This is a genomic window from Pseudomonas sp. BN411 (assembly GCF_029871235.1).
Taxonomy (GTDB): Bacteria; Pseudomonadota; Gammaproteobacteria; order Pseudomonadales; family Pseudomonadaceae; genus Metapseudomonas.
Genome location: NZ_SSOM01000070.1, coordinates 142,613 through 158,961, shown reverse-complemented (window position 1 = coordinate 158,961; position 16,349 = coordinate 142,613). Strand labels below are relative to the sequence as shown.

Below are 16,349 nucleotides of genomic sequence, written 5' to 3'. Positions count from 1 at the left end.
AGTACAGGGAGCGAAGGGTTTGTCTGATATCCATCTCGACCATTCTGTGCTGTCTGCCCTGCGGGACGTCATGGAGGACGAGTTTCCGGTGCTTCTGGATACCTTCCTGACGGATTCGACCGAGCGCTTGCGGCAGATCCAGCAGGCCAACGCAGTGTCCGACTGCCAGGCCCTGCGCCTGGCCGCCCACAGTTTCAAGGGCAGCTGCAGCAACATGGGCGCCCCCGTGCTGGCGGGCCTGTGCAAGCAACTGGAAGACATTGCCCGGCGCGAGCAGCTTGCCGATGCGCTTGGCATCATCCTGCAGATCGAGCAGGAGTTTCTGATCGTCCATGATCTGCTGCTGGAAGAGCGTCGCGGCCTGGCGCACTGATCGACGTCTTGTCCCCTTGGCCAGAATGTTGGCCCATCCCTTGCACTCATCCCGGCACGAACCAACCCGAGCGGAGAGTGCCCATGCCCGTTGCCCCCGATCTGCTTCTTCAGGCCAGGCCTGAAGTGAAGCCGAAAGCACCGGCCGCAAAAGCCCCGGAGAAACCGGCGGAAACCAGCAAGGGCGAGGCTTCCAGCTTCGCCCAGATGTACGCAAAAGAACGTCAGGCCAAGGCTGCCGAGCGTAACGAGGCAGCTGCCAAACAGGCCAAGACCAAGGCGGACGAGGCAGCAAGCCAGGACAAGCCGGCGGCCGATCCTGCCGCTGGCCAGTCGGCCGTTGCCGAAAGCGGCAAGCCCTTGCCGGCTGAAGAAGGCGATACCAAGGAGTCCTCAGGCGAGCCGGTGATGGACCCGCTGTTGCTCATGGCCATGACCGGGCAACTGCCGGCCGATGCGCCTGTCGAGGCGGACGCCGCGGCCGCTGCCTTGCCCGTCACACCGCCGGTGAACAGCGGTGCACCAGCGACCCTGACTGAAGCCAGCCTCGATCCGGATCTGGATCAGCTCAACGGTATGCCAGCGGTGAAGATGGCGCTGGATCAGGGGGCTCAGGCCGCCCAGCAGGTGCAAAACGCTACCCAGGCGGCGCAAACCGCGCCCACGGCAGACCAGGACTTCGCCGATGCCATGGCCGCGTTGTCCGACAAGCCACTGGAGGCGGGCGAGGGCAAGCTGGACAAGGCGCTGTCGTCGGCCGAACTCTCGGTGGAACTGACCGAGGGTGTGGGCGAGAACAAGGGTGAGGTGCGCAACGAACTGCTGGCGAACCGTTTGAACGCCCTGAGCCAGGCCATCAGCCAGCAGACTGCGCAAACCCAGCGGGCCCCAGCCCTGGTACCGGGGCAGCCGGTGAACATGCAGCAGGGCGGTTGGAGTGAAGCCGTGGTGGATAGGGTGATGTGGCTGTCCAGCCAGAACCTCAAGTCCGCCGAGATCCAGCTCGATCCGCAGGAGCTTGGCCGGCTCGAAGTCCGGGTGCACATGACCCAGGACCAGACCCAGGTGACCTTCGCCAGCCCCAACGCCAACGTACGTGACGCCCTGGAAGGGCAAATGCACCGCCTGCGCGACATGTTCGCCCAGCAGGGCATGAACCAGCTCGACGTGAACGTCTCCGACCAGTCCCTCAGCCGTGGCTGGCAAGGGCAGGGCAGTGACGGCGAGCGTCGTTCCGCTGGCGGTCGCGCTGATTTCGGCAGTGGTGGCGACGAAGAGATCAGCGTGAGCCACAGCGAAATCCGCCCGGCCTCGACGGCGGGTGGGCGCGGGTTGGTGGATTTCTACGCCTGACTGCGCTTTCCCTCTCCCCCAACCCCTCTGCGCTCAAGTGAGAGGGGCGGGGGAGAGGGCATTCCCCCCGCGCCAAGATTTCCCGCAACCCCTCGTGACAGCCGCCCCCCGACACTGGTATATCCGCAGCCCTGAAGCAATTGCCTGAACCGCCGGCTGGCCGGCGAGCTGGCATAACACTTGCTCATTCCCCAGGAAAAGGCGGGTTTGTCCCGCTCAGCGACGGATTATTGGCATGGCGAAGAAAGAAGCGAAGGCCCCGGCAGAGGGCGCTGCTGTGGCAGGCGGCAAGAGCAAGCTGAAGCTCATCATTCTGGGCGTTGTCGCGCTGTTGCTGGCGATCGGCCTTTCGGTGGGGGCCACCTGGTACTTCCTCAGCCGCGGCGACAAGGCCGCCGAGCCCGCCAAGGAGGACGCTGCCGCTGCCGCCCCTACCAAGCAGCCGGCCATCTACCAGGACCTGGCACCCGCCTTCGTCGTCAACTTCAGCCAGAACGGTCGCCAGCGCTACATGCAGGTAAGCGTTTCGCTGATGGCCCGTGACCAGGCCCAGATGGACGCACTCAAGGTGCACATGCCGGTGTTGCGCAACAAGCTGGTCATGCTCTTCTCCGGGCAGAATTTCGACACGCTGGTCACTCCCGTCGGCAAGGAAATGCTGCGTCAGCAGGCCACCGCCACCGTGCAGGAACTGGCCAAGCAGGAAACTGGCGCGACGACCGTCGAACAAGTGCTCTTCACCAACTTCGTATTGCAGTAGGCAAGGTACGACCATGGCTGTTCAAGACCTGCTGTCCCAGGACGAGATCGACGCGCTGCTGCACGGCGTCGATGACGGCCTGGTTGAAACCGAAACCGATGCGGACCCGACGAGTGTCAAGAGCTACGACCTGACCAGCCAGGACCGCATCGTCCGGGGACGCATGCCGACCCTGGAAATGATCAACGAGCGCTTCGCCCGCTACACCCGCATCAGCATGTTCAACCTGCTGCGTCGCTCCGCCGACGTAGCCGTGGGCGGCGTGCAGGTGATGAAGTTCGGCGAGTACGTGCATTCGCTCTACGTGCCCACCAGCCTCAACCTGGTGAAGATGAAACCGCTGCGCGGTACCTCGCTCTTCATCCTCGACGCCAAGCTGGTGTTCAAGCTGGTGGACAACTTCTTCGGTGGCGACGGTCGTCACGCCAAGATCGAAGGCCGCGAGTTCACCCCCACCGAATTGCGCGTGGTGCGTATGGTGCTGGACCAGGCCTTCGTCGACCTGGCCGAGGCCTGGCATGCGGTGATGGATGTGAACTTCGAGTACATCAACTCGGAAGTGAACCCGGCGCTGGCCAACATCGTCAGCCCCAGCGAAGTGGTGGTGGTGTCTACCTTCCACATCGAGCTGGACGGCGGTGGCGGTGACCTGCACATCACCATGCCCTATTCGATGATCGAGCCGATCCGCGAGATGCTCGACGCCGGCTTCCAGTCCGACGTCGACGACCAGGACGAGCGCTGGATCAAGGCGCTGCGCGAGGACATCCTCGACGTCAGCGTTCCTGTGGGCGCCACCGTGGTGCGCCGCCAGCTCAAGCTGCGGGACATCCTGCACATGCAGCCGGGCGACGTGATCCCGGTGGAAATGCCCGAACACATGATCATGCGCGCCAATGGCGTGCCGGCCTTCAAGGCCAAGCTGGGGTCGCACAAGGGCAACCTGTCCCTGCAGATCCTCGAACCGATCGAACGCCAGCGCTGATTGCGCGTTTCCCACGAATTCAGAGCCAGCCGAGGTCAAGCGATGGCAAACGACATGGACACTACCCCAGAAGAACAGGCCCTGGCCGATGAGTGGGCTGCGGCGCTGGCCGAGGCCGGCGATGCGTCCCAGGACGATATCGACGCACTGATGAACCAGGGCTCCTCCGCGCCCAGTTCTCCACGCGCGCCCATGGAAGAGTTCGGCAGCGTGCCGAAGGCCAGCGGTCCGGTCAGTCTGGACGGCCCGAACCTGGACGTGATCCTGGACATCCCGGTGTCCATTTCCATGGAAGTGGGCAACACCGATATCACCATCCGCAACCTGCTGCAGCTCAACCAGGGTTCGGTGATCGAACTCGATCGCCTGGCCGGCGAGCCGCTGGACGTGCTGGTCAACGGCACCCTCATCGCCCACGGCGAGGTGGTGGTGGTCAACGAGAAGTTCGGTATCCGGCTGACCGATGTGATCAGCCCGAGCGAACGCATCAAGAAGCTGCGCTGAAACCATGCGTCGACTCTTCTCCGCGGGGCTGATGCTGCTGCCCCTGAGCGGCTTCGCCGCCGAGCCCGCTGCGACCGTTCCGGCGCCTGCTGCGGCCGCCACCGTGACGCAGGCCGGTAGCGGCATGGCCGCGCAACTCGGTCAACTGGCCATCGGTCTGCTGCTGGTGGTGGGGCTGATCTTCCTGCTGGCCTGGCTGCTGCGCCGGGTACAACAGCTCGGTCCGCGCGGTGGCCAGGTGATCAGGCTGGTGGCCAGCCAGGCCCTCGGCCCGCGTGATCGACTGGTGCTGGTGCAAGTGGGTGGGGAACAGATCCTGCTCGGCATCAGTGCCGGGCGCATCACGCCGCTGCATGTACTGAAGGAACCCGTGCATCAGGCCGGCACCGAGGCTGCGCCCCCGGAATTCGCCCAACGCCTGATGGAACTGCTCGGCAAGGACAAGCACTGATGCCCCTGCACCGCCTCCTCATCGCGCTGCTGCTGGTGCTGGCCGCGCCCCTGGCACTTGGCGCCGACAATCCGCTGTCGGTGCCTGCCATTACCCTGTCCACCAATCCGGAAGGCCAGCAGGAATACTCGGTAAGCCTGCAGATCCTGCTGATCATGACGGCGCTGAGCTTCATTCCAGCGTTCGTCATGCTGATGACCAGCTTCACCCGAATCATCATCGTCTTCTCCATCCTGCGTCAGGCGCTGGGCCTGCAGCAGACGCCGTCGAACCAGATCCTCATCGGCCTGGCGCTGTTCCTGACGATGTTCATCATGGCGCCGGTGTTCGACCAGGTGAATCGCGAGGCCCTGCAGCCTTATCTCAACGAGCAGATGACGGCCCAGGATGCGATAACCAAGGCTGAAGTGCCGATCAAGAACTTCATGCTGGCGCAGACCCGTTCCAGCGACCTGGACCTGTTCATGCGCCTGTCCAAGCGCACCGACATTCCCAGCCCGGATGCGGCGCCGCTGACCATCCTGGTCCCGGCCTTTGTCACCTCCGAGCTGAAGACGGCGTTCCAGATCGGCTTCATGATCTTCATCCCCTTCCTGATCATCGACCTGGTGGTGGCCAGCGTGCTGATGGCGATGGGCATGATGATGCTCTCGCCGCTGATCATCTCCCTGCCGTTCAAGATCATGCTCTTCGTCCTGGTGGATGGCTGGGCCCTGATCATCGGTACGCTCGCCGGCAGCTTCGGCGGCGTCTAGGAGGCTTGCGATGACCCCGGAAGTTGCTGTCGACCTGTTCCGTGACGCGCTCTGGCTGACCTGCCTGATCGTCGGCATCCTGGTGGTGCCGAGCCTGGTGGTGGGCCTGATCGTCGCCATGTTCCAGGCGGCCACCCAGATCAACGAACAGACCCTGAGTTTCCTGCCGCGCCTGCTGGTGATGCTGCTCACCCTGATCTGGGCCGGCCCCTGGCTCACCCGCCAACTGATGGAGTACATCCAGACGCTCTATCAGAACATCCCGATGCTGATCGGCTGACCATGCTCGAACTCAGCGACGCGCAGATCGGTGGCTGGGTCGGCAGCTTCGTGCTGCCACTGTTCCGCATTGCCGCGCTGCTGATGACCATGCCGATCATCGGCACCCAGCTTGTGCCGACGCGGGTCCGCCTGTATCTCGCGTTGGCGATCTCCGTGGTGCTGGTGCCGACCCTTCCGCCCATGCCGCAGGTGGATGCGATCAACCTCGGCAACATCCTGCTGATCGGTGAGCAGATTCTGGTCGGCGCCTTGTTCGGTTTCGTGCTGCAGCTGTTCTTCCATGCCTTCGTGGTGGCGGGGCAGATCATCTCGATGCAGATGGGCCTGGGCTTCGCGTCCATGGTCGATCCCACCAACGGCGTTTCGGTGCCGGTGCTCGGCCAGTTCTACCTGATGCTGGTGACCCTGCTGTTCCTGGCCATGAACGGGCATCTGGTGGTGTTCGAGATCCTCGCTGAAAGCTTCGTCACCCTGCCGGTAGGTGGCGGGCTGTTGACCAACCATTACTGGGAAGTGGCCGGCAAGCTCGGCTGGGTGATGGGGGCGGGGTTGCTGCTGTCGCTGCCGGCGATCACCGCGCTGCTGGTGGTCAACCTGGCCTTCGGCGTCATGACCCGCGCCGCGCCGCAACTGAACATCTTCTCCATCGGTTTCCCGCTGACCCTGGCCCTTGGCCTGGTGATCGTCTGGATCGGCATGGCCGACGCCCTCGCCCAGTACCAGGTGCTGGCCAGCGATGCCCTGCAGCTCATGCGTGAGCTGGCGAGGGCGCGATGAATAACCTCTTACCCGTCCCGGCGGTTACCCGGGCCTACTGCTGAGGTGAGCCATGGCAGAGAGTGAGAGTGGGGCGGACAAGAGCGAAGAGCCCACAGGTAAACGGTTGCAGGAGGCCCGCGAGAAGGGCCAGATCGCCCGTTCGCGGGAGCTCAACACCCTTGCCGTGACCCTGGCAGGAGCTGGCGGCGTGCTGGCCACCGGCGGCGGCATGGCGGACATGCTGATGAAGCTGATGCAGTCCAACTTCGACCTGCCACGGGCGGTGCTGATGGACGAGCGCAGCATGGGACTGTTCCTGCTGGCCTCGGGCAAGATGGCGCTCGATGCGCTGCTGCCGCTGCTGATTACCCTGCTGGTGGTGTCGATTGTCGGCCCGATTTCCCTCGGCGGCTGGCTGTTCTCCACCGAAGCCCTGATGCCCAAGTTCAGCCGGATGAACCCCTTGTCCGGGCTCAAGCGGATGTTCTCGCTGCACGCTCTGGCGGAGCTGCTCAAGGCCTTGGCGAAGTTCGCATTGATCCTGCTGGTGGCGCTGGCGGTGCTCAACTCCGACCGTGACGACCTGTTGGCGATTGCCCATGAGCCACTGGACATGGCCATCCTGCATAGCGTCCAGGTGGTGGGTTGGAGTGCGGTCTGGCTGGCCTGTGGCTTGATCCTGATCGCCGCCGTGGACGTGCCTTTCCAGCTCTGGGACAACAAGCAGAAGCTGATGATGACCAAGCAGGAAGTGCGCGACGAGTACAAGGACTCCGAGGGCAAGCCCGAGGTCAAGTCGCGCATCCGCCGCCTGCAGCGGGAAATGGCCGAGCGCCGCATGATGGCCGCCGTGCCCCAGGCCGACGTGGTCATCACCAACCCGACCCACTTCGCCGTGGCGCTGAAGTACGACGCCGAAAAGGGCGGCGCGCCGGTGCTGCTGGCCAAGGGTAACGACTTCACCGCGTTGAAGATCCGCGAGATCGCCCAGGACAACAAGGTGACGGTCATGGAGTCTCCGGCACTGGCGCGGGCGGTGTACTACTCCACCGAACTGGACCAGGAAATCCCCGCCGGCCTCTACCTGGCCGTGGCCCAGGTGCTGGCCTACGTCTACCAGCTCAAACAGTTCCGCGCCGGCCGTGGCAAACGCCCGGCACCGCTGAACGACCTGCCGATTCCGCCGGATTTGCGGCGCGACGAGTGATTCACCGCAGGGGCGATGCTTTTCTGTAGGGGCGAATTCATTCGCCAGGCAGGCCGCAGGTCTGCCCTATAGCCCCAACAGGGGCAGCTTCGCCGCCCTTGGCGAATGAATTCGCCCCTACATGGCCTTCCCGAATTAATCCTTTTCGATCAACCCCTTAACGAAGTTGGAAAGCTTCTTGCACAAGGGGGATCAGGACGCATCGACGCGTCAAAAGATTGGATGAGCGGAGCGGGGCTCCGTGAAAGGGGTAGGGGAGTAGCAGTGGATCGTACGCAACTGATCGGCAATGTCCGCAACAACCTGCTGGGCATCGGTCGCGGCAACCTCGGGGTGCCGCTGCTGGTGCTGGTGATGCTGGGCATGATGACCCTGCCCGTGCCGCCCTTCCTGCTGGACGTCTTCTTCACCTTCAACATCGCCCTGTCCATCGTCGTCCTGCTGGTGTGCGTGTACGCCATGCGTCCACTGGACTTCGCCGTCTTCCCGACCATCCTGCTGGTCGCCACCCTGCTGCGCCTGGCGCTGAACGTCGCCTCAACCCGTGTGGTGCTGCTCCACGGCCAGGACGGCCATGACGCCGCGGGCAAAGTGATCCAGGCCTTCGGCGACGTGGTGGTCGGTGGCAACTACGTGGTCGGTGCCGTGGTCTTCGCGATTTTGATGATCATCAACTTCGTGGTGGTCACCAAGGGTGCGGGCCGTATCTCCGAGGTGAGCGCGCGTTTCACCCTGGACGCCATGCCCGGCAAGCAGATGGCGATCGACGCCGACCTCAATGCCGGTCTGATCGATCAGGCCGAAGCCAAGAAGCGCCGCTCCGAGGTCTCCCAGGAGGCCGACTTCTACGGCTCCATGGACGGTGCCAGCAAATTCGTTCGTGGCGACGCCATCGCCGGCCTGCTGATCCTCTTCATCAACCTGCTCGGTGGCATGGCCATCGGCATGCTGCAGCACGGCCTGAGCTTCGGCGACGCCGGTCGCATCTACTCGCTGCTGACCATCGGTGACGGCCTGGTAGCGCAGATTCCCTCGCTGCTGCTGTCCACCGCGGCCGCGATCATGGTGACCCGCGTGTCTTCCTCCGAAGACATGGGTCAGCAGGTCAACCGCCAGATGTTCGCCTCGCCCAAGGCGCTGGCGGTATCCGCGACCATCCTAATCGCCATGGGCCTGGTGCCGGGCATGCCGCATGTTTCCTTTATCGGCCTGGGCCTCGTGGCCGCCGGTGGTGCCTACTGGATCTGGCACCGGCAGAAGCAGGTCAAGGAGCAGGCGGTGCAGGAGGAGCAGCGTCAGCAGGAATTGCTACCGGCCCAGCGTGCGCAGGAAACCAAGGAGCTTGGCTGGGACGATGTGACTCCGGTAGACCTCGTCGGCCTGGAAGTGGGATACCGGCTGATTCCGCTGGTGGATCGCAACCAGGGCGGCCAGTTGCTGGCGCGAATCAAGGGCGTGCGCAAGAAGCTGTCCCAGGAGATGGGCTTCCTGATGCCCTCGGTGCATATCCGCGACAACCTCGACCTGCTGCCCAACGCCTATCGCCTGACGCTGATGGGCGTCAGCGTGGCCGAGGCGGAGGTCTACCCGGACCGCGAACTGGCGATCAACCCCGGCCAGGTCTTTGGCACCCTCAACGGCGTCGCCGCCAAGGATCCGGCGTTCGGCCTGGAAGCGGTGTGGATCGACGCCAGCCAGCGCGACCAGGCGCAGTCCCTCGGTTACACAGTGGTGGATGCCAGCACCGTGGTCGCTACCCACCTCAACCAGGTACTGCACAAGCACGCCCATGAGCTGCTGGGCCACGAAGAAGTCCAGCAACTGATGCAGAACCTCGCCAAGAGTTCGCCGCGCCTGGCCGAAGAGCTGGTGCCCGGCATGGTGTCGCTGTCCACGCTGCTCAAGGTGCTCCAGGCGCTGCTGCAGGAGCAGGTGCCGGTACGCGACATCCGCACCATCGCCGAAGCCATCGCCAACGTGGCACCCAAGAGTCAAGATCCCGCCGCGCTGGTGGCGGCGGCTCGTGTCTCGCTGTCCCGTGCAATCGTGCAAAGCATTGTGGGACTAGAGCCGGAGCTGCCTGTGATCACTCTGGAACCCAGGTTGGAACAGATATTGCTGAATAGCCTGCAGAAGGCCGGACAAGGTTCGGAAGATGGCGTTCTCCTCGAACCCGGAATGGCCGAGAAGCTGCAACGTTCCCTGGTGGAAGCGGCGCAGCGCCAGGAAATGCTCGGCAAGCAGGCGATCCTGCTGGTGGCCGGGCCGATCCGGGCGATGATGTCGCGCTTCGCAAGGCTCGCCGTGCCAACCATGCACGTACTGGCCTACCAGGAAATACCGGACAACAAGCAGGTCACCATAGTCGCGACTGTGGGGCAGAACTAACCGAGGTCAAGGACCATGCAGGTCAAACGTTTCTTCGCCGCCGATATGCGTCAAGCCATGAAGTTGGTGCGTGATGAACTGGGCGCGGATGCCGCCATCATCGGTAATCGTCGGGTTGCCGGCGGTGTCGAGCTGACCGCGGCGCTGGACTACCCGCTGCCCGCGCCGGCCCCGAGCAAGCCGAACCCGGCCCTCGAAGCCGAACTGCGCAAGACCCAGGCGCGCATCGCCCAGGCCCAGGCCGAACTGACGACCCGTGCGATTGCCGATGCCGGCAAGGACCGTCAATTGTTCGCCGGCCAGCCGCTGACCGCCATCGAGCCGGAACTGCCGGAATCCGCCCTGGCCGCCGCCATCGAGCGCCCGCGCGCCGTGCCGCGTCCGGTGGAGCCGGTCAGCGCGCCGAAATCTGCCGGCGTGGACCAGGCTGCCCTGGACGCGATGCGTTTCGAGCTGAGCGGCCTGCGCGAACTGATCGAAGTGCAGCTGGGCTCCATCGCCTGGGGCCAGATGCAGAGCCGCCGTCCGCAGCAGGCCAGCCTCTGGCGCCGCCTGCAGCGCATGGGTCTGCCGGCCGAACTGGCGCGCGCCCTGCTGGACAAGGTGGCCAAGGTCAGCGATCCGCGCCAGGCCTGGCGCATGTTGCTGGCGCACCTCGCACACGCCATCCGCACCCCGCAGATCGAGCCGATGGAAGAGGGCGGTGTGATCGCCCTGGTCGGCCCGGCCGGCATGGGCAAGACCACCACCCTGGCCAAGCTGGCTGCCCGCTACGTGCTCAAGTACGGCGCGCAGAACGTCGCCCTGGTGAGCATGGACAGTTTCCGCATCGGCGCCCAGGAGCAGATCAAGACCCTTGGCCGCATTCTCAATGTGCCGGTGACCCTGGTCGATCCGGGCCAGTCCCTGACCCAGGCCGTGGCTCCCTTGACGCGCAAGCGCGTGGTGCTGATCGATACCGCTGGTCTGCCAACCAACGATCCGGCCCTGACCATGCAGCTCGAAGCGCTGGCCAGCCGGGCGATAAACGCGAAGAATTACCTGGTGATGGCGGCTACCAGCCAGAGCCAGGTGCTCAAGGCGGCCTATCACAGCTACAAGCGTTGCGGCCTGGTCGGTTGCATCATTACCAAGGCGGACGAAGCGGCCAGCCTGGGCGAGGTTTTGGGGCTGGCTATCGGCCAGCATCTCCCGGTAGCCTATCTGGCCGACGGCCCGCGAATTCCGGATGATCTGCAGGTTCCCCGCAGCCACCAGCTGGTGAGCCGCGCGGTCAGCCTTCAGGCTCCGGAAGACCCGAGTGAAGAAGCCATGGCCGACCTGTTCGCCGGGCTTTATCAGAATCCGGCGCGGCGCGCCGGTTGAAGAATGTGTAAGCCGCCCAGTGTGGCGGTGCTGGACAGCCAAATGGCCCAGTCGACCTAAGGCAAGGTATTTGAAATGGGTAGTATGCATCCCGTACAGGTGATCGCGGTGACCGGCGGCAAGGGTGGCGTCGGCAAGACCAACGTGTCGGTGAACCTCTCGCTGGCACTGGCCGATCTCGGCCGCCGCGTCATGTTGTTGGACGCCGACCTCGGTCTGGCCAACGTCGACGTTCTGCTCGGCCTCACCGCCAAGCGCACACTGGCTGATGTGATCAATGGCGAATGCGACCTGCGCGACGTGCTGTTGCAGGGACCGGGGGGCATCCGTATCGTCCCGGCCGCCTCCGGCACCCAGAGCATGGTGCAGCTTTCGCCCATGCAGCACGCCGGCCTGATCCAGGCATTCAGCGAAATCAGCGACAACCTCGACGTACTGGTGATCGACACCGCCGCCGGTATCGGCGATTCGGTGGTCAGCTTCGTCCGTGCGGCGCAGGAAGTGATTGTGGTGGTCTGCGACGAACCGACCTCCATCACCGACGCCTACGCGCTGATCAAGCTGCTCAACCGCGACTACGGCATGAGCCGCTTCCGCGTGCTGGCCAACATGGCCCATAGCCCGCAGGAAGGGCGCAACCTGTTCGCCAAATTGACCAAGGTCACCGACCGTTTCCTCGACGTCGCGCTGCAGTACGTGGGCGCCGTTCCGTACGACGAGTCGGTGCGCAAGGCCGTGCAGAAGCAACGCGCGGTCTATGAAGCCTTCCCGCGCTCGAAGTGCTCGCTGGCCTTCAAGGCCATCGCGCAGAAGGTCGACAGCTGGCCGCTGCCGGCCAATCCGCGAGGCCACCTGGAGTTCTTCGTCGAGCGGCTGGTCAAGCAGCCCTCCACGGAAAGCCCTGTATGACACCCGCCACTGGACTGCGTATGTACGGCAAGGCTCAGGCAAGGGATTCGCAGCATCAGTTGATCGAGCGCTATGCCCCCCTGGTCAAGCGCATCGCCTATCACCTGCTCGCGCGCCTGCCAGCCAGCGTACAGGTGGAAGACCTGATGCAGTCCGGGATGATCGGCTTGCTCGAAGCCTCGAAGAAATACGACGGCACCAAGGGCGCCAGCTTCGAAACCTACGCCGGTATCCGCATTCGCGGAGCCATGCTCGACGAGGTCCGCAAGGGCGATTGGGCACCGCGTTCGGTGCACCGCAATACCCGGATGGTGAGCGACGCCATTCGCACCATCGAGGCAAGAACAGGACGCGACGCTAAAGATCAGGAAGTTGCTGCCGAACTTGGATTGAGTCTCGAAGACTACTACGGCATCCTGAGCGACACCTTGGGCAGCCGCCTGTTCAGCTTCGACGACCTGTTGCAGGAAGGCGAGCACGGCGGTCTGCGCGAGGACGCCGGTGTCACCCAATTTTCACCTTCCCATGATTTGGAAGACGAACGCTTCCAGGCTGCGCTGGCCGATGCCATCGCGAACCTGCCGGAGCGTGAGCGCCTGGTGCTGGCGCTGTATTACGACGAAGAACTGAACTTGAAGGAAATCGGTGAAGTGCTGGGGGTCAGCGAATCGCGGGTCAGCCAGTTGCATAGCCAGTGCGCGGCACGTTTGCGCGCACGGCTCGGCGAATGGCGCGCGCGCTGAACGGCATACCGCTTTCAGATTTGAATGGCGCACCCGGCAAGAGGGGCGTTTGAGACTGTACGGAGGTCGACTTGGACAAGAACATGAAAATCCTCATCGTTGACGATTTCTCGACGATGAGACGCATCATCAAGAACCTCTTGCGCGACTTGGGTTTCACCAATACCGCTGAAGCCGACGACGGCACCACGGCCCTGCCGATGCTGCACAGCGGTAACTTCGATTTCCTCGTGACCGACTGGAACATGCCCGGCATGACCGGCATCGATCTGCTGCGCGCCGTGCGTGCCGACGAGCGTCTGAAGCACCTGCCGGTCCTGATGGTGACCGCCGAAGCCAAGCGTGACCAGATCATCGAAGCGGCCCAGGCCGGTGTGAACGGCTATGTGGTCAAGCCTTTCACCGCTCAGGTGCTGAAAGAAAAAATCGAGAAGATCTTCGAGCGGGTCAACGGCTGATGTCAGCCGCGAGGGCACCATGGACCAGAATGAACACCTGCTGGGAGACTTCGAGTCGACCCTGAAAGACCGTGCGCGGGAACTGGTGGAAAGCCTCGAGAAAGGCAACTTCACAGACGCCGTGCAACTCATCCACGAACTCAATCACGTCCGTGATCGCGGCCTCTACCAGGAAGTCGGCAAGCTCACCCGTGAGCTGCACAACGCCATCGTCAACTTCCAGATCGACCCGCATCTGCCCCACGCCCAGGAAATGTCGCAGATCGCCGACGCGACCGACCGCCTTTCCTACGTGGTGCACATGACCGAGAAGGCCGCCAACCGCACCATGGACTTGGTTGAGGAAAGCGCGCCGCTGCTCAACGGCCTGAGCGACGAAGCCCAGCAGCTGGGCGAGGAGTGGGGCCGCTTCATGCGCCGGGAAATCGGCGCGGACGGGTTCCGCGACCTGGCTCGCCGCATCGAGCAGTTCCTCGCCCGCAGCCAGCGCGATACCGACGCCCTGTCGAGCAAGCTGAATGACATCCTGCTGGCCCAGGACTACCAGGACCTCACCGGTCAGGTCATCAAGCGCGTGACCCAACTGGTCACCGAGGTGGAAAGCAACCTGGTCAAGCTGGTGATGATGGCCAGCCAGGTCGATCGCTACGCCGGCATCGAGCACGACCATGCCGCACTGCGCGCCGAGCTGGAACAACAAAAAAGTCCTTCCAGGGGTGAAGGTCCGCAGATCCATGCCGATATACGTGAAGACGTGGTGTCCGGACAGGACGACGTCGACGATCTGCTATCCAGCCTTGGCTTTTAGGGAGCGCTCATATGAGCTTCGACGCCGATGAAGAAATCCTCCAGGACTTCCTGGTAGAGGCCGGCGAGATTTTGGAGCAACTGTCCGAGCAGCTGGTCGAGCTGGAAAGCCGCCCGGACGACATGGACCTGCTCAACGCGATTTTCCGTGGTTTCCACACCGTGAAAGGTGGTGCCGGCTTCCTCCAGCTCAATGCCCTGGTGGAGTGCTGTCACATCGCCGAGAACGTCTTCGACATCCTGCGCAAGGGCGAACGCCGCGTGGATGCCGAGCTGATGGACGTGGTGCTGCAGGCCCTGGACACGGTCAATGAGATGTTCAGCGAAGTGCGCGAGCGCAGTGAACCGACGCCCGCCACTCCGGAGCTGCTGGCAGCCCTGTCGCGCCTGGCCGAGCCGGCCGGCGCCGAGCCTGCCCCCGTAGCTGCCGCTCCGGTGACCGCTGCGCCCGTCGAAGCACCGGCTCCCGTCGAAGCTACCGCCGATATCACCGACAGCGAGTTCGAGCAGTTGCTCGATGCGCTGGGTGACAGTGCTGGCAAGGCCGCCGAACCGGTCGCCGCTGCCACCGATGAAATCACCGACGACGAATTCGAAGCGCTGCTCGACCAGCTGCACGGCAAAGGCAAGTTCGTCGGTGCCGCTGAGCCGGAAGCCGTTGTCGCCGCCCACGCGTCCGCCTCGGCGCCGGCGCTGGCCACTGCCGGTGCGGGTGACGATATCTCCGATGACGAGTTCGAAGACCTGCTCGACCAGTTGCACGGCAAGGGCAAGTTCAACGGTGCCGTGGAAGCGACCGCCAGTGCTCCAACTGCGCCCGCAGCTCCCGCCGCCCCGGCCGTTCCCGCTGCCGGTGGCGAAAACATCACCGACGACGAATTTGAAGCACTGCTCGACCAGCTGCATGGCAAGGGCAAGTTCAACGGTGCCAGCGAGGAGCCTGTCCCTGCGCCTGCTGTGAGCCGTCCGGCACCCGCACCTGCACCCAAGCCGGCGCCCAAGGCGGAACCCGCCCCCGCGCCGCGCCAGGCTGCAGCGCCCGCTGCCGGTAACGGCGCGGCCGGTCCGGCCGTGGCCAGCGAGGCGGAAACCACCGTACGGGTGGATACCGCGCGCCTGGACGAGATCATGAACATGGTCGGCGAGCTGGTGCTGGTGCGTAACCGCCTGGTGCGCCTGGGTGCCAACAGCGGCGATGAATCCATGGCCAAGGCCGTGTCCAACCTGGACGTGGTCACCGCCGACCTGCAGACCGCGGTGATGAAGACGCGGATGCAGCCGATCAAGAAAGTCTTCGGTCGTTTCCCGCGCCTGGTCCGCGACCTGGCGCGCAACCTGAAGAAGGAAATCAACCTCGAACTGGTGGGCGAGGACACGGACCTCGACAAGAACCTGGTCGAGGCCCTGGCCGATCCGCTGGTGCACCTGGTGCGTAACGCCGTCGACCACGGCATCGAATCCCCGGATGAACGCGAGGCCGCCGGCAAGCCGCGTACTGGCCGCGTGGTGCTGTCCGCCGAGCAGGAAGGCGACCACATCCTCCTGATGATCACCGACGACGGCAAGGGCATGGATGCAGCCGTGCTGCGTGCCAAGGCGGTGGAGAAGGGCCTGCTGGACAAGGACGCCGCCGAGCGCCTGACCGAGCTGGAGTGCTACAACCTGATCTTCGCCCCGGGATTCTCGACCAAGACCGAGATTTCCGACGTGTCCGGCCGTGGCGTCGGCATGGACGTGGTGAAGACCAAGATCTCCCAGCTCAACGGCACGGTGAACGTGTACTCGCAGAAGGGCTCGGGTTCGAAGATCGTCATCAAGGTCCCGCTGACCCTGGCGATCATGCCGACCCTGATGGTGATGCTGGGCAACCAGGCCTTCGCCTTCCCGCTGGTCAACGTCAACGAGATCTTCCACCTCGACCTGTCCCGCACCAACGTGGTGGACGGCCAGGAAGTGGTGATCGTCCGCGACAAGGCACTGCCGCTGTTCTACCTCAAGCGCTGGCTGGTACGTGACGCAGCGGTGGAAGAGCAGGGCGAGGGCCATGTGGTGATCCTCTCCGTGGGCACCCAGCGCATCGGCTTCGTGGTCGATCAACTGGTGGGCCAGGAGGAGGTGGTGATCAAGCCGCTGGGCAAGATGCTCCAGGGCACGCCGGGCATGTCCGGCGCCACCATCACCGGCGATGGCCGAATCGCGCTGATCCTCGACGTGCCGAGCATGCTCAAGCATTACGCACGCCGTGGTTGAT

At 64.1% G+C, this 16,349-nt stretch carries 17 protein-coding genes; all 17 read left to right on the top strand.

The features are described 5' to 3' along the window. The first annotated feature begins 19 nt into the window (after window positions 1–19). The 17 genes from E8F06_RS17075 to E8F06_RS16995 all read left to right on the top strand — a co-directional run bounded on the left by E8F06_RS17075 (window position 20) and on the right by E8F06_RS16995 (window position 16,348). Complete coding sequence (locus E8F06_RS17075; RefSeq protein ID WP_280369406.1) at window positions 20–373, top strand: Hpt domain-containing protein; 354 nt, start codon at window positions 20–22, stop codon at window positions 371–373. An 83-nt stretch (window positions 374–456) separates the two neighbouring features. Continuing rightward, on the top strand, window positions 457–1,725 hold the full coding sequence (locus E8F06_RS17070; RefSeq protein WP_280369404.1) for a flagellar hook-length control protein FliK: 1,269 nt from the start codon (window positions 457–459) through the stop codon (window positions 1,723–1,725). A 235-nt stretch (window positions 1,726–1,960) separates the two neighbouring features. Then, the gene (gene fliL / locus E8F06_RS17065; RefSeq protein ID WP_280369402.1) at window positions 1,961–2,485 is read left to right on the top strand and encodes a flagellar basal body-associated protein FliL; all 525 of its coding nucleotides are present in this window, start codon (window positions 1,961–1,963) and stop codon (window positions 2,483–2,485) included. Window positions 2,486–2,498: 13 nt separating this feature from the next. After that, on the top strand, window positions 2,499–3,470 hold the full coding sequence (fliM, locus tag E8F06_RS17060) for a flagellar motor switch protein FliM (protein ID WP_280369399.1): 972 nt from the start codon (window positions 2,499–2,501) through the stop codon (window positions 3,468–3,470). Window positions 3,471–3,512: 42 nt separating this feature from the next. After that, complete coding sequence (gene fliN, locus E8F06_RS17055; RefSeq protein ID WP_280352775.1) at window positions 3,513–3,974, top strand: flagellar motor switch protein FliN; 462 nt, start codon at window positions 3,513–3,515, stop codon at window positions 3,972–3,974. A 4-nt stretch (window positions 3,975–3,978) separates the two neighbouring features. Next, window positions 3,979–4,425, top strand: coding sequence for a flagellar biosynthetic protein FliO (gene fliO, locus E8F06_RS17050; RefSeq protein WP_280369397.1), 447 nt, complete (start codon window positions 3,979–3,981; stop codon window positions 4,423–4,425). After that, entirely contained in the window at window positions 4,425–5,180 is a 756-nt protein-coding gene (fliP, locus tag E8F06_RS17045) for a flagellar type III secretion system pore protein FliP (protein ID WP_280369395.1), read from the top strand. Before fliO ends, fliP begins: the two co-directional genes overlap by 1 nt. A gap of 10 nt (window positions 5,181–5,190) precedes the next feature. Further along, on the top strand, window positions 5,191–5,460 hold the full coding sequence (fliQ, locus tag E8F06_RS17040; RefSeq protein ID WP_151132636.1) for a flagellar biosynthesis protein FliQ: 270 nt from the start codon (window positions 5,191–5,193) through the stop codon (window positions 5,458–5,460). A 2-nt stretch (window positions 5,461–5,462) separates the two neighbouring features. Beyond that, a complete protein-coding gene (gene fliR / locus E8F06_RS17035) occupies window positions 5,463–6,239 on the top strand; it encodes a flagellar biosynthetic protein FliR (protein WP_280369391.1) in 777 nt (258 codons plus the stop codon). A gap of 52 nt (window positions 6,240–6,291) precedes the next feature. Further along, the gene (gene flhB / locus E8F06_RS17030) at window positions 6,292–7,428 is read left to right on the top strand and encodes a flagellar biosynthesis protein FlhB (RefSeq protein ID WP_280369389.1); all 1,137 of its coding nucleotides are present in this window, start codon (window positions 6,292–6,294) and stop codon (window positions 7,426–7,428) included. Window positions 7,429–7,692: 264 nt separating this feature from the next. After that, window positions 7,693–9,816 (top strand): flagellar biosynthesis protein FlhA, encoded by a 2,124-nt coding sequence (gene flhA, locus E8F06_RS17025; protein ID WP_280369387.1) that lies wholly within the window; start codon window positions 7,693–7,695, stop codon window positions 9,814–9,816. 15 nt (window positions 9,817–9,831) lie between these two features. Further along, entirely contained in the window at window positions 9,832–11,181 is a 1,350-nt protein-coding gene (gene flhF / locus E8F06_RS17020) for a flagellar biosynthesis protein FlhF (protein WP_280369385.1), read from the top strand. A gap of 75 nt (window positions 11,182–11,256) precedes the next feature. Further along, the gene (fleN, locus tag E8F06_RS17015) at window positions 11,257–12,090 is read left to right on the top strand and encodes a flagellar synthesis regulator FleN (protein ID WP_280369383.1); all 834 of its coding nucleotides are present in this window, start codon (window positions 11,257–11,259) and stop codon (window positions 12,088–12,090) included. Continuing rightward, window positions 12,087–12,833, top strand: coding sequence for an RNA polymerase sigma factor FliA (gene fliA / locus E8F06_RS17010; RefSeq protein WP_280369381.1), 747 nt, complete (start codon window positions 12,087–12,089; stop codon window positions 12,831–12,833). The genes fleN and fliA overlap by 4 nt, the downstream gene beginning before the upstream one ends. An 83-nt stretch (window positions 12,834–12,916) precedes the next feature. Beyond that, a complete protein-coding gene (locus E8F06_RS17005; RefSeq protein ID WP_003083073.1) occupies window positions 12,917–13,291 on the top strand; it encodes a chemotaxis response regulator CheY in 375 nt (124 codons plus the stop codon). Window positions 13,292–13,310: 19 nt separating this feature from the next. Continuing rightward, entirely contained in the window at window positions 13,311–14,099 is a 789-nt protein-coding gene (locus E8F06_RS17000) for a protein phosphatase CheZ (RefSeq protein WP_280369378.1), read from the top strand. An 11-nt stretch (window positions 14,100–14,110) separates the two neighbouring features. Then, complete coding sequence (locus tag E8F06_RS16995; RefSeq protein WP_280369377.1) at window positions 14,111–16,348, top strand: chemotaxis protein CheA; 2,238 nt, start codon at window positions 14,111–14,113, stop codon at window positions 16,346–16,348. The last annotated feature ends 1 nt before the right edge of the window (window position 16,349 follow it).